Source organism: Xanthomonas sp. MUS 060, from assembly GCF_000963215.1.
GTDB lineage: Bacteria > Pseudomonadota > Gammaproteobacteria > Xanthomonadales > Xanthomonadaceae > Xanthomonas_A.
The window spans coordinates 1-21,428 of the sequence record NZ_JZIM01000006.1; the positions used below are offsets into that span (position 1 = coordinate 1).

General features: G+C 62.5%; 16 protein-coding genes and 1 pseudogene. 10 read left to right on the forward strand and 7 right to left on the reverse strand.

What is annotated here, in order from left to right:
• Positions 1-444: pseudogene (locus tag XANALMUS060_RS20525) on the forward strand (hypothetical protein); the annotation flags it as partial.
• Positions 434-4,786, forward strand: coding sequence for an autotransporter outer membrane beta-barrel domain-containing protein (locus XANALMUS060_RS17475; protein ID WP_152640439.1), 4,353 nt, complete (start codon positions 434-436; stop codon positions 4,784-4,786). The pseudogene XANALMUS060_RS20525 and the gene XANALMUS060_RS17475, both read left to right, overlap by 11 nt.
• A 154-nt stretch (positions 4,787-4,940) precedes the next feature.
• Here XANALMUS060_RS17475 and glmS read toward each other — a convergent pair whose 3' ends face one another.
• Complete coding sequence (gene glmS / locus XANALMUS060_RS08270; protein WP_045737996.1) at positions 4,941-6,773, reverse strand: glutamine--fructose-6-phosphate transaminase (isomerizing); 1,833 nt, start codon at positions 6,771-6,773, stop codon at positions 4,941-4,943.
• Between the two features lie 215 nt (positions 6,774-6,988).
• Here glmS and XANALMUS060_RS08275 point away from each other — a divergent pair, with 215 nt between their 5' ends.
• The 7 genes from XANALMUS060_RS08275 to XANALMUS060_RS08300 all read left to right on the forward strand — a co-directional run bounded on the left by XANALMUS060_RS08275 (position 6,989) and on the right by XANALMUS060_RS08300 (position 14,625).
• Complete coding sequence (locus XANALMUS060_RS08275) at positions 6,989-8,257, forward strand: efflux RND transporter periplasmic adaptor subunit (protein ID WP_045737997.1); 1,269 nt, start codon at positions 6,989-6,991, stop codon at positions 8,255-8,257.
• A 117-nt stretch (positions 8,258-8,374) separates the two neighbouring features.
• A complete protein-coding gene (locus tag XANALMUS060_RS08280) occupies positions 8,375-9,091 on the forward strand; it encodes an ABC transporter ATP-binding protein (RefSeq protein WP_045737998.1) in 717 nt (238 codons plus the stop codon).
• Between the two features lie 30 nt (positions 9,092-9,121).
• Positions 9,122-9,256, forward strand: coding sequence for a hypothetical protein (locus tag XANALMUS060_RS22635; protein WP_255352360.1), 135 nt, complete (start codon positions 9,122-9,124; stop codon positions 9,254-9,256).
• Entirely contained in the window at positions 9,256-10,578 is a 1,323-nt protein-coding gene (locus tag XANALMUS060_RS08285) for an ABC transporter permease (RefSeq protein WP_045737999.1), read from the forward strand. Before XANALMUS060_RS22635 ends, XANALMUS060_RS08285 begins: the two co-directional genes overlap by 1 nt.
• A gap of 7 nt (positions 10,579-10,585) precedes the next feature.
• On the forward strand, positions 10,586-11,824 hold the full coding sequence (locus tag XANALMUS060_RS08290; protein WP_045738000.1) for an FtsX-like permease family protein: 1,239 nt from the start codon (positions 10,586-10,588) through the stop codon (positions 11,822-11,824).
• A 99-nt stretch (positions 11,825-11,923) separates the two neighbouring features.
• The gene (locus XANALMUS060_RS08295) at positions 11,924-13,261 is read left to right on the forward strand and encodes a sigma-54 dependent transcriptional regulator (RefSeq protein WP_045738001.1); all 1,338 of its coding nucleotides are present in this window, start codon (positions 11,924-11,926) and stop codon (positions 13,259-13,261) included.
• Positions 13,258-14,625: an ATP-binding protein gene (locus XANALMUS060_RS08300; RefSeq protein WP_045738002.1), complete on the forward strand. Its 1,368-nt coding sequence runs from the start codon at positions 13,258-13,260 to the stop codon at positions 14,623-14,625. Before XANALMUS060_RS08295 ends, XANALMUS060_RS08300 begins: the two co-directional genes overlap by 4 nt.
• A 31-nt stretch (positions 14,626-14,656) precedes the next feature.
• Here XANALMUS060_RS08300 and glmU read toward each other — a convergent pair whose 3' ends face one another.
• Entirely contained in the window at positions 14,657-16,024 is a 1,368-nt protein-coding gene (glmU, locus tag XANALMUS060_RS08305) for a bifunctional UDP-N-acetylglucosamine diphosphorylase/glucosamine-1-phosphate N-acetyltransferase GlmU (RefSeq protein WP_045738003.1), read from the reverse strand.
• Between the two features lie 134 nt (positions 16,025-16,158).
• Here glmU and XANALMUS060_RS08310 point away from each other — a divergent pair, with 134 nt between their 5' ends.
• Positions 16,159-16,542 carry a GtrA family protein gene (locus XANALMUS060_RS08310; protein WP_045738004.1) on the forward strand — a complete coding sequence of 128 codons (384 nt, stop codon included), beginning with the start codon at positions 16,159-16,161 and terminating at the stop codon, positions 16,540-16,542.
• 170 nt (positions 16,543-16,712) lie between these two features.
• Here XANALMUS060_RS08310 and XANALMUS060_RS08315 read toward each other — a convergent pair whose 3' ends face one another.
• From XANALMUS060_RS08315 to atpG, 5 genes are all read right to left on the reverse strand, one after another.
• Entirely contained in the window at positions 16,713-17,222 is a 510-nt protein-coding gene (locus tag XANALMUS060_RS08315; protein ID WP_255352361.1) for a chorismate mutase, read from the reverse strand.
• A complete protein-coding gene (locus tag XANALMUS060_RS22640; protein ID WP_255352362.1) occupies positions 17,110-17,862 on the reverse strand; it encodes a chorismate mutase in 753 nt (250 codons plus the stop codon). The genes XANALMUS060_RS08315 and XANALMUS060_RS22640 overlap by 113 nt, the downstream gene beginning before the upstream one ends.
• Before the next feature lie 453 nt (positions 17,863-18,315).
• The gene (locus XANALMUS060_RS08325) at positions 18,316-18,738 is read right to left on the reverse strand and encodes a F0F1 ATP synthase subunit epsilon (RefSeq protein ID WP_045738006.1); all 423 of its coding nucleotides are present in this window, start codon (positions 18,736-18,738) and stop codon (positions 18,316-18,318) included.
• A 170-nt stretch (positions 18,739-18,908) separates the two neighbouring features.
• Positions 18,909-20,315, reverse strand: a complete 1,407-nt coding sequence (gene atpD / locus XANALMUS060_RS08330) for a F0F1 ATP synthase subunit beta (RefSeq protein ID WP_045738007.1) — start codon at positions 20,313-20,315, stop codon at positions 18,909-18,911.
• Between the two features lie 117 nt (positions 20,316-20,432).
• Positions 20,433-21,296 carry a F0F1 ATP synthase subunit gamma gene (atpG, locus tag XANALMUS060_RS08335; protein ID WP_045738008.1) on the reverse strand — a complete coding sequence of 288 codons (864 nt, stop codon included), beginning with the start codon at positions 21,294-21,296 and terminating at the stop codon, positions 20,433-20,435.
• Between the last annotated feature and the right edge of the window lie 132 nt (positions 21,297-21,428).

Consider the following 21,428-nt stretch of genomic DNA (forward strand, 5'->3'; position numbering starts at 1 on the left):
GGTGGCGGTGGTGGCGGCGGTAGCGGCGGTGGCGGCGGTGGTGTGGGAATTTTTGTTTCTAGCCCTAACTCGAAAATCAATGTAAACAGCAACATAATAATTAAAGGCGGTGCCGGTGGTGACGGTGGTGCCGGCGGCGGTGCCGGCGGCGGTGACGGCGGTGACGGCATAAGCGGCTCTGGGTTCACTTTGAACAACAGTGGCACTATCAATGGCGGTGACGGCGGCGACAGCAGCATCAGCCATGGCATCATCAACAGTACAGGGGGCGTCGCAGTGAGAGGCTTAGGAAACACCTCGGTGACCCTTGCTACCGGTAGCCAAACCAACGGTGGCCTTGGAAAACCAGTCCCTTTGTTTGGCTACTATGCCATGATATTTTCCGGTAGTGGCAATACCCTAACGCTGGAACCCGGTGCTCAGATCATGGGGAATGTTAATTAAAGGCGGTGCCGGTGGTGACGGTGGTGCCGGCGGCGGTGCCGGCGGCGGTGACGGCGGTGACGGCATAAGCGGCTCTGGGTTCACTTTGAACAACAGTGGCACTATCAATGGCGGTGACGGCGGCGACAGCAGCATCAGCCATGGCATCATCAACAGTACAGGGGGCGTCGCAGTGAGAGGCTTAGGAAACACCTCGGTGACCCTTGCTACCGGTAGCCAAACCAACGGTGGCCTTGGAAAACCAGTCCCTTTGTTTGGCTACTATGCCATGATATTTTCCGGTAGTGGCAATACCCTAACGCTGGAACCCGGTGCTCAGATCATGGGGAATGTTGCCAGCACCAGCGGCAACAACAACGGTGGCGACACGCTGGCATTAGGCGGCGAAACCGACGGTACGTTCGACTTGTCGAATATTGTCACTTCAATCCCCATCGTCTGGAACAACACGCCCCAGTACTACGGCTTCACCAACTACGCAAAAAGCGGGACCGGTACCTGGACGTTAACCGGCACTGGAGATGCGGATCAGAACTGGACTATTCACGATGGCACTTTGAAAGGCAATGCCGATACTTTCAAGGGAAATCTCAGCTTCGCTCCCGTTACCAATGGCAGTGCTTCCGTGGTGTTCGATCAGCCTACCGGCAATGCGGCTGTAAACTACTCGGGTGTCATCAGCGGCCAAGGGAACCTTGTCAAAGAAGACCCCGGCACGCTGATCTTCACCAGAGATAATACCTATACCGGTACGACCACCATCAGCAGCGGCACGCTACAGCTCGGCAACGGTAGTACCAGCGGCAGTCTCGGTGGCAACGGCAACGTCACCAACAACGGCACCCTGGCGTTCAACCGCAGTGACAACGTCACTTTCAGCGGGATCGTCAGCGGCAGCGGCAACCTGACCCAACAAGGCACCGGCACACTGATCCTCACTGGGGATAATACCTATACTGGCGTTACCACCATTAGCAGCGGCACGCTACAGGTCGGCAACGGCAGTACCAGCGGCAGTCTCGATGGCAACGGCAACATCACCAACAACGGCACCCTGGCGTTCAACCGCGGCGACAACGTCACTTTCAGCGGGATCGTCAGCGGCAACGGCAACCTGACCCAGCAAGGTCTCGGCACTCTGATCCTCACTGGGAATAATTCCTACACCGGTGCGACCACCATTAGCGGCGGGACGCTACAGCTCGGCAATGGCGGTACCAGCGGCAGCCTCGGTGGTAACGGCAACGTCATCAATAACGGTACCTTGGCGTTCAACCGTAACGACAGCTACACCTTCGGCGGGATCGTCAGTGGCAATGGCAACTTGGCCCAGCAAGGCACCGGCACGCTGGTGCTGGATGGCAACAGCGGAGCATTCACTGGCAACACCACTGTGAATGCAGGCTCGCTCATCGTTGGCAGCACAGACAACAAGGGTGCCGTCCTGGGTGGAAACGTCAACGTGGGAAACAATGCCACCTTGGGCGGTCACGGTAGTATCGGCGGTGATGTCACACTGGCCAGCGGCGCCAGTGTGGCGCCAGGGCATTCCATCGGCAAGCTGACAGTCGGAGGGAATTTCACCTCCGCACAAGGCAGCATATTCAACTACGAATTCGGCGCACCAGGGGCCGATTTTAAAACCGGCGGCAACGGCGACAGTCTGACCGTGGGTGGCAACCTGACGCTCAACGGCGCCACCATGAACGTCACCGATGTCGGCGGAATGGGGCCGGGCCTGTATAACGTGCTCGCCTGGGGCGGGACGCTGACCGAAAACAACGGCGGGCTTGCACTGGGCAGTACGCCGGCCGGCCGAAACCTGTATTTGCAGCGACTGACGGCGCAGAAACAAATCAACCTGATCGACAGTACAGGCTACACGCTGAATGTCTGGAACGCGAATGGGCAAGCCTCTGCGTCCGGGATAGGGGGCGGCAACGGCACCTGGTCCGCCACGTCAGAGACATGGACGGATGCAACCGGCACGGTCCCCAATCATCCATCCACCACACAAGCGGATTTTGTGATTTTTGACGGCACACCGGGCAAGGTGACAGTGGATCAAAGCGCCGGTCCAATTAGTGTTTCCGGAATGCAGTTTGCCACCAACAATTACACGATGAACGGGGATACCCTGACGCTTGTCGGTAACCAGGGGGTGAAGCCGATCATTCGCGTCGGCAACGGTTCCAGTGCCGACAGCACCATGATCGCCACGATCGGTAATGTGCTGAGCGGTAGCGAGGGCCTGGACAAGACCGATGACGGCACGCTGGTATTGACCGGGAACAATACCTATACCGGTGTTACCACCATCAGCGAAGGTACGCTACAACTTGGCAATGGCGGCACCAGCGGCAGCCTCGTTGGCAACGTCACCGATAACGGCACCTTTGCGTTCAACCGCAGCGACAGTTACACCTTCGGCGGGATCGTCAGCGGCAGCGGCAACCTGACCCAGCAAGGCACCGGTACGCTGGTGCTCACGGCGAACAACTCCTATACCGGCGGCACCACCGTCAATGCAGGGGAATTAAAATTGGCAAACGTCGCCGCAGCCGGCAGTGGCGCCATCACGAATAACGCCGTGCTCACCTACAGTGGTGCGACCGGACAAGTCGACAACCCGATCAGCGGTACCGGGCAACTGAATCTGAAAAACGGCGCGAACATCATCGCCGCCAATGTATTGACACAAGCCGGTGTGAGCACTGCGCAAGGCACCGAGCTAACGCTGAAGAATGGAACAGCCTGGACCGCAACCGGTCCCGCAGGAATCGACAATCAGGGACAGATCACCCTGAAAAACAACTCAACGCTGACGGGGACGATGCGTAATGCCGGCACGTTGGTGTTGGATACAAGCGCCAACGTCGTAAGCAATGTCGTAGGCAATGTCACCAACAGCGGCAGTATTGTGCTCAACCCGACGAGCCACAGCGCCGGCAACACCCTGCTCATCCGTGGCAACTACACCGGTGTGCGCGGCAGTCGTGTCACGTTGGGCAGTGTGTTGACCGAAGATGATTCGCTCACTGACCGGCTTGTCATTACCGGCGATACCGCAGGGACAAGCGTGCTGAACATTGCCAACGAAAATGGCTCTGGAGCGCAGACGCTGGAGGGTATTCGAGTGGTTTCCGTCGGCGGCATGTCGAACGGCACGTTTACGCAGGGCAATCGTGTGGTCGCAGGAGCGTTCGACTATCGCTTGCAAAAGGGCAATGCCTCCGGCACGGATGGCAAGGGCTGGTATTTGACCTCATTCGAAAATCCGGTAAACCCCGAGGAAAATCCGGTGAATCCGGTGAATCCGGTGAATCCTGATGACGGTCGGATGATCCGCCCGGAAACCGGCGCCTATGCGACCAACCTGCGGGCATCCGGCGCGTTGTTCGCCTTGTCCCTGCACGAGCGGGCCGGCCAGCAGACCCAATATGCCGACCCGGCCACCGGCGAAGTCCGCGCCAGCTCGGTCTGGGTGCGTAGTGAAGGTGGCCGCAGCACGGCTGACCTGTCCGGTGGGCAGAACAGCCTCACCGCCCAACGCTACGTCTTGCAGCTCGGTAGCGACCTGTTGACACACGAATCCACCCAAAACGGTACGCTGGTGCTGGGCATGATGGGAGGCTATGCCAACCAGCACAGCACCACACGCGACAGCCTGACCGGCTATACGGCCAAGGGCAGTGTCAACGGTCGCAGCGTGGGGGTTTACGGCATCTGGCAGCAGAACCCGTCGGAGGAATCGGGCCTGTACGCGAACAGTTGGGTGCAATACGGCTGGTTCAACAACAAGGTCGAGGGAGTTGGGCTGAGCCCGGAGGCCTACCGCAGTAAAGGCGCCAGTGCCTCGGCGGAAATCGGCTACAACCGCCGTCTTAGCACGCTGCCGAGCGCGACGCAGGGGCAAGACCGGATGTGGCAGTGGCTGTGGTTGCAGCCGCACGCACAGGTCACCTGGAGCGGCATCCAGGCGGACGCGCACACCGAGTTCAATGGCACCCGTGTGCAGGGACGCGGTACGAACAATATCCAGACGGCGTTGGGCCTGCGCGCCTACATGAGCCAGGAAAGCGGCGAACACGCCGCAAGCGAACGCGCGTTCGAGCCATTCGTGGAGGTGAACTGGCTTCACAACACAAAAAATATCGGCGTGCGGATGAACGATGATGCGGTCTATCTCGCCGGATCGCGCAATGTGGGCGAACTGAAAGCCGGGGTGAAAGGCCGGCTGAGTCGTAATCTGGACATCTGGGCGACCCTGGCGCAACAAGTGGGCGGCAAGGGCTACCGCGACACGCAAGGCATGCTGGGGGTGTCGTATCAGTTCGATTAGTGACCGCTGAAAAACCCAGCATCACCTTGTCGTTTGGGCATTGCTGGCATCACCGTTGAAATGTTTAGGGAATCCTGGGCGATTCACACGCCCTGAAATTGATTGTGCTGTCGCGCCCTCACATGGACGCGTGGATTGAAACGAACACATTGAACTACTCCACCGTCACCGACTTAGCCAAATTACGCGGCTTGTCCACATCCGTGCCGCGTGCCAAGGCGGTGTGGTAAGCAAGCAATTGCACCGGCACGGTGTGCAGCACCGGACTCAACAGACCAGCGTGGCGTGGCGTGCGGATCACGTGTACGCCTTCGGACGCGTGAAAATTACTATCCTGATCGGCGAACACAAACAATTCACCACCACGCGCACGCACCTCCTGCATGTTGGATTTCACCTTCTCCAAAAGTGCGTCGTTGGGTGCGATCACCACCACTGGCATGGCAGCATCCACCAGCGCCAGCGGGCCGTGCTTGAGTTCGCCGGCCGGATAACCCTCGGCATGGATATAGGTAATTTCCTTGAGTTTGAGCGCGCCCTCCAACGCAATCGGATAATGCAGGCCGCGACCAAGAAACAACGCGTTGTGCTTGCCGGCAAAACGCTCGGCCCACACCGCGATCTGCGGCTCCAGGTTGAGTACGTGCTGCACGCTGCCCGGCAGATGACGTAGTTGCTCCATGTAGTCGGCTTCCTGCGTCGCGCTCAGCCGTCCGCGCTGTTTGGCCAGCACACAAGCAAGTTGGAACAGCGCCGCCAATTGGGTGGTGAATGCCTTGGTCGAAGCCACGCCGATCTCTGCGCCGGCGCGGGTGTACAGCACCAACTCGCTGGCGCGCGGGATCGCGCTCTCCGGCACGTTGCAGATCGACAAGGTCTTGGTGTGACCAAGCGATTTGGCGTATTTCAGCGCTTCCATCGTGTCCAGGGTTTCGCCGGACTGGGAAATGGTCACGATCAAGTATCGCGGGTTGGCACAGGCGTCGCGATAGCGATATTCGCTGGCGATCTCCACGCTGCACGGCACGCCGGCGATGGCTTCGATCCAGTAACGCGCGGTGAGCCCGGCGTAGTAGCTGGTACCGCACGCCAGCAGCTGCACGCCGTCCACATCGGCCAACAACCCGTCGGCGTTGGCGCCGAACAGCGCGCTGTCAAAACTGCCGGCATCGCACAATGCTTCCAAGGTGTCGGCCAGCGCACGCGGCTGTTCGTGGATTTCCTTCTGCATGAAATGGCGGTAAGGCCCTAGTTCCAGCGACGCCAGCGAGACGTCGGAGAGGTGCACCTCGCGCTGCACCGCATGGTCGGCAGCGTCGTACACCTGCACGCCGTCGCGGCGCAGCAGCGCCGTGTCGCCCTCCTCCAGGAACATCACCCGACGCGTCGCCTGGATCAACGCTGACACGTCGGAGGCGATGAAGTGTTCGCCCTCGCCCAAACCAATCAGCAATGGGCAACCCATGCGCGCACAGACCAGCACATCCGGATAGGCCTTGCTGAGTGCCGCCAGCGCATAGGCGCCGGTCAGTTCCTTCACTGTCGCCTGCAACGCGCCGAGCAGGTCACGGCCCTGGGCCATGTGATGGTGGATCAGGTGCGCGATGACTTCGGTGTCGGTCTGCGATTGAAACGTATAGCCCAGCGCACGCAGGCGTTCGCGCTGCTGTTCGTGGTTCTCGATGATGCCGTTGTGGACCAGAGCCAGGTCGCCATGGCTCACGTGCGGATGCGCATTGACCTCGCTGACGCCGCCATGGGTGGCCCAACGGGTGTGGCCGATGCCCAGTGTGGCCTGCAATCCTTCCGACAGCACCGCGCTTTCCATTTCCGCAACACGCCCGGTACGACGCACGCGATGCACGTGACCGCCGGCAATCGCGGCGATGCCAGCGGAATCGTAACCGCGGTATTCCAGGCGTTTCAGCCCCTCGATCAGGTGCGCGATGACATCGCGATCGGCAATCGCGCCGACGATACCGCACATGGCACGCTCTCTCTTCACTGAAAGCGTACATTTTATTCGCCTTGTCCACGACATGTCTCGCCATTGACGTTGAGCAGACAAGGTGTCCGCGAACACGTCCGCGGACAGCCGGACACGCCACTCACCCGCACGAATACCATGCAGTTCAATAGCTTGCACTTGGCACGCACTGTGCGATCAATGAACCATCCTCACTGCCGCGCAGCCACCGTTCGATGATCCGTGACACCTCCACCCAGGACCAGGTACTCACCCGCTCCCGCAGCGCCACATGGCACCGTTGGCTGTGGCCGGGACTGATCGGACTGGCAGTACTGCTGGGCATCGGCTTCGCTGTGCGTGGCTGGATCGCCGGCAGCCGTTCGTTCGACGCGCAACGGGTGCGCATCGCCACGGTCAATCGGGGCGACCTGGTGCGCGATCTTTCCGCCGACGGTCGCCTGATTGCCACCAATAGCCCCATCCTGTACGCGATCTCTGGCGGCACCGTGACGCTGAAAGTGGTCGCAGGCGATGTGGTCAAACAAAATCAGGAACTGGCCGAAATCGACAGCCCGGAACTGCGCAGCAAGCTGGCCCAGGAAGAAGCAACACTGGCCGGCCTGGAAGCGGAGGCAAGCCGCGCCGATCTGGATGCGGTGCTGGCGCGTGCCAACGCCAGCAAATCCATCGACCAGGCACAGATCGAGCGTCAGGCCGCCAGCCGCGACCTGGAGCGTTACCAGCACGGTTATGACGGCGGCGCGGTGCCGCAGGTGGAGGTGGCCAGGGCCGAGGACACCTTGAAGAAAGCCGATATCGCGATGCGCCACGCGCAAAAAGACTCAGACCTGCAGAGCCGCGGCGCGAGCCTGGACGCGCGCAACAAGCGCCTGCTGGCCGAGCGCCAACGCGCGGTGGTCGCCGAGGTGCAACGCCAGGTGGACCTGCTGACCTTGCGCGCGCCGTTCGATGGTCAGGTCGGTCAGGTGCAGGTGTCGCAGCACACCAACCTGGCCGCCAACGCACCGGTATTGAGCGTGGTCGATCTGTCCAAGTTCGAACTGGAAATCAATGTGCCGGAAAGTTTCGCCCGCGACCTGGCGATCGGCATGCCGGCGCAGTTGACTGGCGGTACCGGCGAACCGTTCGCCGGCGCGATCTCGGCGGTGTCGCCGGAAGTGGTCAACGGCGAAGTCAACGCGCGCATTCGCTTCACCAACACACAACCGCCGGGCCTACGCCAGAGCCAGCGGATGAGCGCGCGGGTATTGCTGGACACCCGCCACAACGTGCTCAAACTCGAACGCGGCCCATTCGTCGAACAATCCGGCGGCCACTTCGCTTACGTCATGGACGGCGATTCGGCCGTCCGCCGCCCGGTGCAACTGGGCGTCACCAGCCTGAGCGAAGTCGAGGTGCGTTCGGGCCTACAGGTAGGCGACCGGGTCGTGGTCTCCGGCAGCGACCTGTTCGGGGATGCGCCGCGCGTGAGGATCCACTGACCTCGGCGATTCGGAACAGACAACCGACACATCGACAGCAACGGCACAGGCGAATCGAATACGTTGACGTTTGCCAATCCCGACTCCACACACCACTCCGCTTCAAGGAACACCGTCATGCTGCAAATGCACTCCGTTTCCAAGGTCTTTCGCACCGAACAGGTCCAGACACATGCATTGCGCTCGCTGGATTTGCATGTGCGCGAAGGCGAATTTGTCGCCGTGACCGGACCGTCCGGTTCTGGCAAGACAACATTTCTCAACATCGCCGGGCTGCTGGAAACCTTCAGCAGCGGCCAGTATTTGCTCGACGGGCAAGACGTGAGCCATCTCAACGACGATGCGCGCTCGCGCATGCGCAACCAAAAAATCGGTTTCATTTTCCAGGGCTTCAACTTGATCCCCGATCTAAACCTGTTCGACAACGTCGATGTGCCGTTGCGCTATCGCGGCATGGCCGCCGCCGAACGCAAGCGACGCATCGAGGACGCACTGGGCCGGGTTGGACTGGGTGGGCGGATGAAACACTACCCATCCGAACTCTCCGGTGGACAGCAGCAGCGCGCGGCGATCGCGCGGGCGCTGGCCGGCAGTCCGCGCCTGTTGCTGGCCGACGAACCGACCGGCAACCTCGATTCGCAGATGGCGCGCGGGGTGATGGAACTTCTTGAGGAAATCAACATGCAGGGCGCCACCATCGTCATGGTCACCCACGACCCCGACCTGGCCGCACGTGCGCAACGCAACGTGCATATCGTCGATGGCCAAGCCACCGATTTGCTGCGCGAACCGATGCTGACCGATACCGGCAATGGCATCGCGGCGAACCCGTAACCGGTACCGCAACGGACCACGAAGAACGCCATGCTCGGCTACTACCTGCATCTGTCACTACGCAGCCTGCGCCGCAGCCCAGTGCTCACCGCGCTGATGGTGCTGTCCATCGGTGCGGCCATGACACAGCGTGCGTCCCCACCCCTATCCTCGCGGAGCCACTGATGCCACTGCCATACGCCATTGAACTGGGGATACACGGCGCACGCCGCCATCCGCGCACCATGCTGCTAACCGTGCTGACACTCGCGCTCGGCCTGGCCGCGGTGATGACGATGCTGACATTGCTCCAGGTGCTATCGGCCGATCCATTACCAGGCATCAGCCAGCAGTTGTATCTTGGCTTGGTGGACTCGCGCCAACTCTCCAACAACACCTTCACCGAACCGGACGCGCTACCGCCATCGCAGTGGAAGCTGGCCGACGTTCAGGCCTTCATGGCGTCCCACCACGACATCACACAGACTGCACTGGCTTCCAGCAATTTCAATATCGCCAGCGAGGATCAGCACGAGAGCGCGTTCGTGCGCGGCGTAGTGGCATTGGGCCCGATGCCGCGCATGTTCGGCGTGCCACTGCGCGAAGGCCGCTATTGGACCGAGCAGGAAGAGCGTGACCGCGTGCCGGTCGCGATCATCGGCCATCAGCAAAGTCTGCGGTTGTTCGGCACCGAACATGGGCTGGGCCATCAGTTGCGATTAGGCAAACATCTGTTCCGGGTCATCGGCATCAGCGGCGACTGGGGACCCCAACCCGCGTTCTACTTCACTCAATCACGGGAGCAGGCCTGGGACAGCACACCGACCGAATTACTAGTCCCGGTGCAAGCCGCGCTCGACGCCGATGCCCAACCGTTGGTTGCAAAGCAGTGCGATGATGGCCCTGGCAGCATGCGCGTCAACATCGACCTGGGCGCATGCCGCTGGTTGATGCTCTGGGCGCAACTGCAGACCAAGAGACAGGAGGACGACTACCGCAACGCGCTACTGGCCTTCGCGCAAGCGCGACACGCCGCAGGCGTGTTCCCGCGTCCGCCGCAGGCGATGCTCTACGACGTGCCTACATGGCTGGACAGCAACAATGTCGTGCCCGACACCGTGCAACTGAACCTGTGGTTGGCCATGGCCCTGCTGGGCCTATGCATTCTCAATGTCGCCGGCCTGCTCGCGGCACGCTTCCTGCGCCGCGCTAGCGAAATCGGTGTCCACCGCGTACTGGGTGCACCGCGCCGCGCCATCTTCGCCCGCTGCCTGGTCGAGTCGGGCCTGATCGGATTACTGGGCGGCGTGTTGGCACTGCCACTGACGCTGTTCGGCCTGTGGGTGGTGCGTCTACAGGATGCGAATTACAGCCATCTGGCACAGTTCCGTACTGGGCTGTTCGGTCTCCTAGTGTTGCTGGCAATCTGCACCGGCCTACTGGTCGGCCTCATCCCTGCATGGCGCGCATCGCGGCTCTCGCCGGCCATGCAAGTCAAGAGTCTCTGAGGTCCTCATGTCTCGTTTGCGTCCTTACCTGGCTCCTTTGCGCCGCCACCCGCTGATGCCACTGATGGTCATCGGACAGACCACATTGGCGTGCGCGATCCTGCTCAACGTGCTGTTCCTGCTCTGGCAAAAGCTGGCGCCGATGCTGATCCCCGACGGCATCCCACGCGGCGAACTGGTTTTGGTGGACAATGTGATGAACAAGAGCGGCTACTGGAACGCTGCACAGATTCGCACTGGAACCGATGCGCTGCGCGCTATCCCTGGTGTCAAGGCCGTATCGCCAACGCTTGGAATGCCGATGAGTTCCTCCATGATGATCGCGACCGAGTTAAAAGGTCCGGCCGGATCGGAAATCCCCAGCGTGTACATCGGCGACAACGTACTCGATGCGCTGGGCTTGGAACTGAGCGCTGGACGTCGCTTCAGCGCGGAGGAAATGCGCGACATCGACCTTTCCACGGCGGCCCTGTTTGACGGGCAAACCCCGATCATCCTGACCGAAGCGCTGGCACGACGGCTGTTCGGTTCACGCTCGGCCCTAGGCGGCATACTCAGCGACGGGGATCCGAAGAAACCCAAACACTTCGTGGTGGTCGGCCTGGTACGGCACCTGCTGCGCTACCAGATCGACGAACTCGACGACGGCAAGGCCGAGTTCTCTGTGTTGACTCCCGGCAGATTGACCGGCATGCCGGTGCTGAACTATGCATTGCGCATCGCCCCCGAACAACGCGATGCGGTCATGCAACACATCGGGCCGGGACTCAAGCGCGCACTCGGTGAAGACATCATGCGCGGCACCGAACCGAAGATCATCGCCTACGAATCGCAGCGCAATGCAGTGCTCAAACCACGCCGCGCCGCAGTATGGCTGTTCGGCTCGGTGAGCGCACTGGTCACGGCCATCACCTTGATCGGCATCGCCAGCCTCAGCGGTTTCTGGATCCAGCAACGCACGCGCCAGATCGGCATTCGCCGCGCACTCGGTGCGACCCGCTCGCAAATCCTGCATCAGTTTCAGTTGGAGAACCTGCTGATCATCGGCACCGGGCTGACCTTCGGCATCCCCCTGGCCTACGCGGCCAATCTGTGGCTGATGCAGCACTACGAACTGTCACGCTTGCCGGCGATCTGCCTACCGATCGGAGTGGGTGTGGTGTTGATGCTCGGTCAGCTCGCCGTGTTCTGGCCAGCACGCCGCGCCGCCGCCGTGCCACCGGCCATCGCCACCCGTCATGCCTGATCGCCTGGCAATCCGCACGACAAGCTCGGCACGGGCTGCGATGATGCCATCCTGTCCAGCTACCAACGTCGGCATGCCGGTCCGCCTTCAAGGTTCACGATGCCCTGTCTGTTGATCATCGACGACAACCCCGCCGTCGCCACTGCGCTGGAGGTGCTGTTTTCCCTGCACGAGATCGAAACCGTCTACGCCGACAACCCGCAAGCCGGGCTGCAACGCCTGGCCGAGGGCGGCATCGATTTGGTACTGCAGGACATGAACTTCAGTACCGACACCACCTCCGGCGAGGAGGGGGCAGCGTTGTTCGAGGCGATCCGCACGCACCACCCGGACCTGCCGGTGATTTTGCTGACCGCCTGGACGCAACTCAGCAGCGCGGTCGAGCTGGTCAAGGCGGGCGCCGCCGACTATCTGGCCAAGCCATGGGACGATCGCAAGCTGCTGACCACGGTCAACAATTTGCTGGAGCTATCGGAAACCCGTCGCGAACTGGAGCGGCGCCGCGACGGCGAGCGCCGCCATCGCGCGGATCTGGCACTGCGCTACGATCTGCGCGGCGCCGTGTTCGCCGATCCCGCCAGCGCGCGCGTCATCGCCCTGGCTTGCCAAATCGCACGCTCGGCGTTGCCAGTACTCATCACCGGCCCCAACGGCAGCGGCAAGGAAAAGATCGCCGAAATCATCCAGGCCAACTCGCCGATGCGAGACGGCCCGTTCATCGCGCTGAATTGCGGCGCGCTTGCCGCCGAACTGATCGAAGCCGAGCTGTTCGGCGCCGATGCCGGCGCCTACACCGGCGCCAACAAAGTCCGCGAAGGCAAGTTCGAAGCCGCCGATGGTGGCACGCTGTTCCTGGACGAGATCGGCAACCTCTCGCTGGCTGGACAGATGAAACTGCTGCGCGTGCTGGAGACCGGCCGCTTCGAGCGACTCGGCTCCAACCGCGAGCGGCAGGTCAAGGTGCGGGTGATCAGCGCGACCAATGCCGACCTGAGCGCGATGATCCGCGCAGGTACGTTCCGCGAGGATCTGTACTACCGGCTCAATGCGGTGGAACTGTCGCTGCCGGCGCTGGCCGAGCGTCCTGGCGATATCCTGCCACTGGCCGAGGCGTTCCTATCCGGCACCAAGACGCTATCGCTCGGCGCGATGCAGGCACTACAACGGCATGCCTGGCCCGGCAACGTGCGCGAGCTGCGCAACGTGATCCAACGCGCCGAATTACTGGCCAACGGCGCGCAGATCCAATCGGCCGACCTCAATCTGCCCAGGCCAGCGCCGCAACGCCGCAGTAACGCGGACGAACCGGACCGCGAACGCATCGTGGCCGTATTGGAACGTGCTCACGGCGTCATCGCCCAGGCTGCAGCCGAGCTGGGCATGAGCCGACAAGCACTGTACAGACGCATGGAGCGCCACGGCATCCCGCGCGAATGAGACAGCGCTATTCCTTCACTACCGATTTGTTCCTGCACCTGCTGCCACTGCTGGCGCTGGCGGCAACGTTGCCGTGGCTGCTGGCACATTGGATAGAACGCAGTTGGGTCACGATCACGCTGTCGGCCCTGGTGTTGATCGCACTGGCGTGGTTGGCCCTGCACCACGCCACCGCATCGATGCGCTCGCTGTTCCGTGCCCTGGCCAGCACCATCGGCAGCTACCGCGACGGCGAATACAACGTCAGCGTGTCATGGCACAGCAACGACGAACTGGGGAAGGTGGTGGCGGCGCACCAGCAACTCGGCGAGATTTTGCGCGAGCAACGACAAGCGTTGGTGCAGCGCGAACTGATGCTCGACACCATGGTGCAGAACACTCCGGTGGCGATGCTGCTGACCTGCAAGGGCGGCGACGGCCTGCAACGCGTGATCTTCTCCAACCTGGCTGCGCGCAGGCTGCTGCATGGCGGCTGGAAGCTGGAAGGCCAACGCCTGGACAATCTGCTACTGGATGTCCCTGCGCCGTTGCGCGACGCCATCGCACGCGGCGGTGACAGCCTGTTCTCAATCGAAAACGACCAGCAGGATGCGGAGGAAGAACAGATTTACCATCTATCGCGACGCAGCTTCCATCTCAACGGGCGACCGCACGAATTGCTCCTGCTACGCCTGCTCACCGCCGAACTGCGGCGGCAGGAAGTGCATACCTGGAAGAAAGTCATCCGGGTCATCAGCCACGAATTGAACAACTCGCTGGCCCCGATCGCTTCGCTGGCACATTCCGGCGCCGAGTTGGTACGACGACAGAAAGTAGAGCGACTGGAAGAGGTGTTCGGCACCATCGAGGAACGCGCGCGGCACCTGGAAGGCTTCATCCGCGGCTACGCGCGCTTCGCCAAGCTGCCACAGCCGCAACTGCAGACCGTGCACTGGGCGCAGTTCCTGGCCGGACTCCAGCAGCAGATTCCATTCGCACTGGAGATGGAAGCGCAGGATCTACACAGCAGAGCCGATCCAGCACAACTGCAGCAGGCGTTGCTCAATCTGATCAAGAACGCGCACGAGTCCAGTCCCGAGGCGCCAATGTCAGCCGACGGCGTGCGCGTGCGCGTCTCCGCGCGCCCGGACTGGCTGCGCATCGAAGTGCTGGACCGCGGCAGCGGCATGAGCGAAGCGGTGCTGCATCAGGCCCTGATGCCGTTCTACTCGACCAAACGCAATGGCACCGGCCTTGGCCTGGCATTGACCCGCGAAATCGTCGAAGCACACGATGGCCGCCTGTCGCTGCACAACCGGGAGGCGGGCGGGCTGTGCGTGACCATTGCGCTGCCGGTCACCACTTCGATCAACAGCCTGGGCTGAATCGCACTCCACGCCATCCCACGTCGCCGACTCAGTCGCGCTTGCGCGGGCGCTCCCAGCCCTCGATGGTTTCCTGACGCACGCGGGCCACGCTCAGCTTGCCGGCCGGCGCGCTGCGGGTGATCACCGAACCGGCACCGATCGTGGCACCTGCGCCGATCTCCAGCGGTGCTACCAGCGCACTGTTGGAACCGACGAACACGTCATCGCCGATGATGGTCTGCGACTTGTTCACCCCATCGTAGTTGCAGGTAATGGTGCCGGCGCCGAGATTGACCCCGCTGCCGATCTTCGCATCGCCCAGATAGCTCAGGTGATTGGCCTTGGTGCCGACACCGAGTACCGCCTGCTTGGTCTCGACGAAGTTGCCGATGTGCACGCCATCAGCCAGCACGGTGCCCGGCCGCAGCCGCGCGAACGGCCCGATCTGCACCGCACCCTCGGCGACCACACCCTCCAGATCGCAATGCGCGCGCACCTCGGTGCCCGGCCCCAGCATCACATCTTTCAGCCGCACGAATGGGCCGATGCTGACACCGTCGCCGAGTTCCACCTCGCCTTCCAGGATCACATTCACATCGATGCGCACATCGCGACCCACGCGCACGCGACCACGCTGGTCCAGGCGATTGGGATCCAGCACCTGCACGCCTTGTTCGCATAGCGCACGCGCTGCGCGCAGTTGCCAGGCACGCTCCAACTGGGCCAGTTGCCACGGATTATTGGCGCCCTCGGCTTCGATCGGATCGGCCACCAGCACCATCTCCGCCGGAGTGAACTCGGCGGCGGCGGCGGCGAACACATCCGTCAAGTAATACTCGCCCTGCGCATTGTCGTTGCGCAGCCCCGCCAACCAACGTCGCAATGCCGTGGATTCGGCAGTGACGATGCCGGTGTTGACAGTACGGATGCGACGCTGCGCGTCGTCGGCGTCCTTCTGTTCGACGATGGCCGCGACCTTGCCGGCGGCATCGCGCAAGATCCGGCCATAGCCAGTGGGGTCGTCCGGCTCGGCGACCAGCACCGCCAAACGGCCTGGCGCGTGCAACAGGCGTAACAACGTCTCGGCGCGGATCAACGGCACATCGCCATACAGCACCAACACGGTGGCCGCGTCCGGTACTGCCGCCATCGCCTGCTGCAGCGCATGGCCAGTTCCCAGTTGCTGGGCCTGTTCGGCCCACAGCAAATCGGTCTGCTCGACGAAGGCGGCCCGCACCGCGTCGCCGCCATGTCCGTAGACGATGTGGATCGCCTGCGGCTGCAACTGGCGCGCGGCCTCGATCGCGTGCGCCAGCATCGGACGGCCGGCAATGCAGTGCAGCACCTTGGGCTTGGCCGAGTTCATCCGTTTACCCGCACCGGCGGCGAGAATCACGACGTGCAGTGGCAGGCTCATGCGGCGGTTCCGTTTCGGATGATGTGCAATGTTAAAGGCTGGCCGTGCCGTGCGCTGTGTCCTGCACGCGGCAGGGGTGTATCTGGGCACGGCAACCGCTAGCATGCGCGATCTGCCTCTTCCCCCGGATCTGCATGAGTCTCCTGCGACAGAGCAGCCAATTTATGCTGATCGGCCTGCTGCAATTGCTGGTCGATTGGAGCGTGTTCGTCGGGGCGACCGCCGCGGGCATGCCGCCGATTCCCGGCAATGTGCTGGGCCGCATCTGCGGGGCCATGCTCGGATTCTGGCTCAACGGCCGCATCACCTTCGCCAATGACAACGTCCCCCGCCTGGGCTGGCAACGCTTCGCTCGCTTCGCCGCTCTGTGGCTTGCGCTCACCGTCCTCAGCAGTTGGCTGGTGTCGCTATGCGCGAACGCGCTGGGTCTGCGTCTGGCCTGGTTGGGCAAGCCGCTGGTCGAAGGCATGCTGTCCGTGGTGTCGTTCTTTCTCGGCCGACAGTTGGTGTATCGCTGACCACACGGTATGCGGCGCTCGACCACGTGCGATGGCATGGACGCCATCGCACGCGCTTGTTCATGTCAACGCTGTTGGCCGCGACCGGTACAGGACGGACAACCGCGCAGCCGCGACTGGACGCGTTCCTGAAGCACTTCGGTGCGACACCCGCCGCACCACCTCCACACTCAGTGGCAGAAATCGCCCAGGCTGCGGACCAGCGCGGTGCGGTGGAGTTGATCCAGTTGCCAGCGCAGCGCATAGAGTTCTGCGGCGCGGGCGGTCGTGACCGGACAATCCGGCGCCTGCCGCAGCGACGCGCTGGCCTGCAGGGCATCGAGCATCTCGCCCTGCAATTGATCCAGGCGTGCGCGCAGCGCGTTCAAGTCAGGACGCGGACGGTCGGGCGCGCGACCACGCAGGTGCCAACGCGATAGCAATTCGTACTGCACCAGCTTGTTGGATTCGATCTGCATGCCAAAGAAGCGCGCCGCATCGTCGGGATCCACACCATGCGCTGGGGCTTGTTCGCGCACCTTGGCCAGCACGGCGGCTTCACGCGTGCTATCGAGCACCGGCTTGCCGCTATCCCATTTGCTCAGCGCCACCTGGTCGCCGATGGCATTGCGCGCGACGATGCGATCCAACAGCGGCTCCAGCGGGGTCGAGCTGCGAGCGGCGGGGATCGCACAGCCCATCAAGGCGACACCGGCCAGCAGCGCCGTCAGCGCATGCGCAAGGGGAGAGGAAGCGGTTGCGGTCATCACGATTCTCCGAAAACCGTCTGCAATAGAGGGGAAGGATGCACAGATCGGGCGGATATTTTGCCGCAGTCGTCGGGCCATGCAATGACACAACGCGTGGTTGTCTCTCCGGCGCCTGCCGCAGCGACGCGCTGGCCTGCAGGGCATCGAGCATCTCGCCCTGCAATTGATCCAGGCGTGCGCGCAGCGCGTTCAAGTCAGGACGCGGACGGTCGGGCGCGCGACCACGCAGGTGCCAACGCGATAGCAATTCGTACTGCACCAGCTTGTTGGATTCGATCTGCATGCCAAAGAAGCGCGCCGCATCGTCGGGATCCACACCATGCGCTGGGGCTTGTTCGCGCACCTTGGCCAGCACGGCGGCTTCACGCGTGCTATCGAGCACCGGCTTGCCGCTATCCCATTTGCTCAGCGCCACCTGGTCGCCGATGGCATTGCGCGCGACGATGCGATCCAACAGCGGCTCCAGCGGGGTCGAGCTGCGAGCGGCGGGGATCGCACAGCCCATCAAGGCGACACCGGCCAGCAGCGCCGTCAGCGCATGCGCAAGGGGAGAGGAAGCGGTTGCGGTCATCACGATTCTCCGAAAACCGTCTGCAATAGAGGGGAAGGATGCACAGATCGGGCGGATATTTTGCCGCAGTCGTCGGGCCATGCAATGACACAACGCGTGGTTGTCTCTCGCCCCGGCCATCGAGTCAGCAACAATAAAGCCAGAAACATGGTTCGCGTCACAATCGACCACGACATCGATGCAGTGGGCGCCTCCAGCATCTCCGGCACGGGCGTGTGGATTGAAACGGAAAGGAGATGCTGTTGCCGGAGATCTCGACGTAGTCACACCCTCACGGGCATGTGTGTGGATCGAAACACGCCCTGCGCGATCACGGCGCCGATTACTTTCTGTCGCGCCGTCACGCGCATGTTGGTTTGAAGCGACAGCCGCATGGCACCACGCAGAAACAACAACGCCGGCAAACGCCGGCGTCTTCAAGCGCATGCGGCGGCCCATCGCCGCGCACGACACTCAGTGCTTGAGGTTCTTGCGCAGGCGTTCCAGCGCCTGCAACTGTGCGGTCACTTGTGCAAGCTTGGCCTGCGCCTCGGCCACGTCGATGCCTTCGCCGCGACCATCCAGCAAACGCTCGGCTTCTTCCTTGGCCTTGCGCACGGACGCCTCGTCGATATCCTGCGCGCGGATCGCGGTGTCGGCCAGGATGGTGACCACCTGCGGCTGCACCTCAAGGATGCCGCCAGAAATGGCGAAGTCCAACTGCTCGCCGCCAGCGGTGGTCACCACCACCTTGCCGGGCTTGAGCCGGGTGATCAGCGGCGCATGCTTGGGTGCGATGCCCAACTCGCCCAGCTCGCCGGTGACGACCACCAGGGTCGCGTCGCCGTGGTAGATCTCATTCTCGGCGCTGACGATGTCGCAACGGATGGTGCTCATGGTGCCTCACTGGATGAGGCGGGACGCTGGACTGCGGCGGCGGGATTGGCCAAGCGGCTCAACAGCCGCGTGACTTGCCCGGTACTTCGATGTCCTGCGCCCCACCTTGACGATAGCTGACAACTGACGTGCGGATGCGTGCGCCGACCGCGTGCGGCCGGCTGCACGAATCAGGCCTTTTCGGCCATCTTTTTGGCTTTCTCGACCGCTTCCTCGATCCCGCCGACCATGTAGAACGCCTGCTCCGGCAGGTGGTCGTACTCGCCATCGACGATCGCCTTGAAGCCGCGGATGGTGTCCTTCAGCGACACGTACTTGCCCGGCGATCCGGTGAACACTTCGGCCACGTGGAACGGTTGGCTGAAGAAGCGCTCGATCTTGCGCGCACGCGAGACGGCCTGCTTATCCTCTTCGGACAGTTCATCCATGCCGAGGATCGCGATGATGTCCTTCAGCTCCTTGTACTTCTGCAAGGTGGACTGCACGCGGCGCGCGGTGTCGTAATGCTCGTGGCCGATCACGTTCGGATCGAGCTGGCGGCTGGTCGAATCCAGCGGGTCCACCGCCGGATAGATACCCAGCGAGGCGATGTTACGCGACAGCACCACGGTGGCGTCGAGGTGGGCGAAGGTGGTCGCAGGCGACGGGTCGGTCAAGTCGTCCGCAGGCACGTACACCGCCTGGATCGAGGTGATCGAGCCGTTCTTGGTGGAGGTGATGCGCTCCTGCAACACGCCCATTTCCTCGGCCAGGGTCGGCTGGTAACCCACCGCCGACGGCATACGCCCCAGCAGCGCCGACACTTCGGTACCGGCCAGGGTGTAGCGATAGATGTTATCGACGAACAACAGCACGTCCTTACCCTTGCCCGAGGCATCCTTCTCGTCACGGAAGTACTCGGCCATGGTCAGGCCGGTCAGCGCGACGCGCAGGCGGTTGCCCGGCGGCTCGTTCATCTGGCCGTACACCATCGCGACCTTGTCCAGGACGTTGGAGTCTTTCATCTCGTGGTAGAAGTCGTTGCCCTCGCGGGTGCGCTCGCCCACGCCGGCGAACACCGACAGGCCCGCGTGCGCCTTGGCGATGTTGTTGATCAGTTCCATCATGTTGACGGTCTTGCCGACACCGGCGCCGCCGAACAGGCCGACCTTGCCGCCCTTGGCGAACGGGCACATCAGGTCGATGACCTTGATGCCGGTTTCCAGCAATTCGGTGGCCGAGGACTGATCTTCGTATGTCGGCGCAGCGCGGTGGATTTCCCAATGGTCGGTGGCCTGCACCTCGCCGGCTTCGTCGATCGGACGGCCCAGCACATCCATGATGCGGCCCAGCGTACCCGCGCCGACCGGCACCGCGATCGCGCGGCCGGTGTTGGTCGCGATCAGATTGCGCTTCAGGCCATCGGTGGAGCCGAGGGCGATGGTGCGCACGACGCCATCGCCCAACTGCTGCTGTACTTCCAGCGTGATGGCGGTGCCTTCGACCTTCAATGCGTCGTAAATCTTCGGCACATCGGCCCGCGCGAATTCGACGTCGACGACCGCGCCGATGATCTGAACGATCTTGCCCTGACTCATTTGGGTAACTCCACTTATGTCTATGCGAATCTGGTATCGGGAATGGGGAACGGGGAATCTGGCGCGGGAGGAGCGGCTTGCGACAACGCGCCCTCCGGCATCTTTCCCGATTCCCGGCTACACAGCGGCCGCGCCGCCGACGATTTCGGAAATTTCCTGGGTGATCGCGGCCTGACGCGCCTTGTTGTAAACCAACTGCAAGGTGCTGATCAGCTTGCTGGCGTTGTCGCTGGCCGCCTTCATCGCCACCATGCGCGCCGCATGCTCGGAAGCCACGTTCTCCAGCACCGCCTGGTACACCAGCGACTCGATGTAACGGCGCATCACATGCTCCAGCACGGTCTCGGCATCGGGTTCGTATAGATAATCCCAGTCGTGGTGCGCGACCTTGTGTTCCGCCGCTGGCAGCGGCAGCAACTGGTCGAAACTGGCCTTCTGCGTCATCGTGTTGATGAAGTGGTTGTAGACCAGATACACGCGATCCAGCGTGCCCTCGGTGAACGCGTCCAACATGACCTTGATCACACCGACCAACTGTTCCAGGTGCGGCACATCGCCAAGGTGGCTGACGCTGCCGACCATATTGACCTTGAGCCGGCGGAAAAACACCGACGCCTTTTGCCCGATGGTGACCACGTCCACCTCGGCGCCCTGGTCCTGCCACTGACGCACTTCGCCGAGCATTTTGCGGAACAGGTTGTTGTTCAATCCGCCGGCCAGGCCACGATCGGAAGAGATCACGATATAGCCGACGCGCTTGACCGTTTCGCGCTGCACCAGAAATGGATGCGTGTGCTCGGTGCTGGCCTGCGCCAGATGCCCGATCACCTGCTTCATCGCTTGCGCGTAAGGCCGCGAGGTCTTCATCCGATCCTGCGCCTTGCGGATCTTGGAAGCGGAGACCATCTCGAGCGCGCGCGTCACCTTGCGGGTGTTCTGCACGCTCTTGATCTTGGATTTGATTTCGCGTCCGCCTGCCATCTCTCTTCTCGGGACTCGGGACCCGGAACCCAGGACCCGCTAAAGGCCCTGGATCACGACTCGTTGTTGTCACCCGGCGCCCAGGTCACGGTCCCGGGACTCCGCTTTCGCGGGTCCAGGGCTCCGGATTCC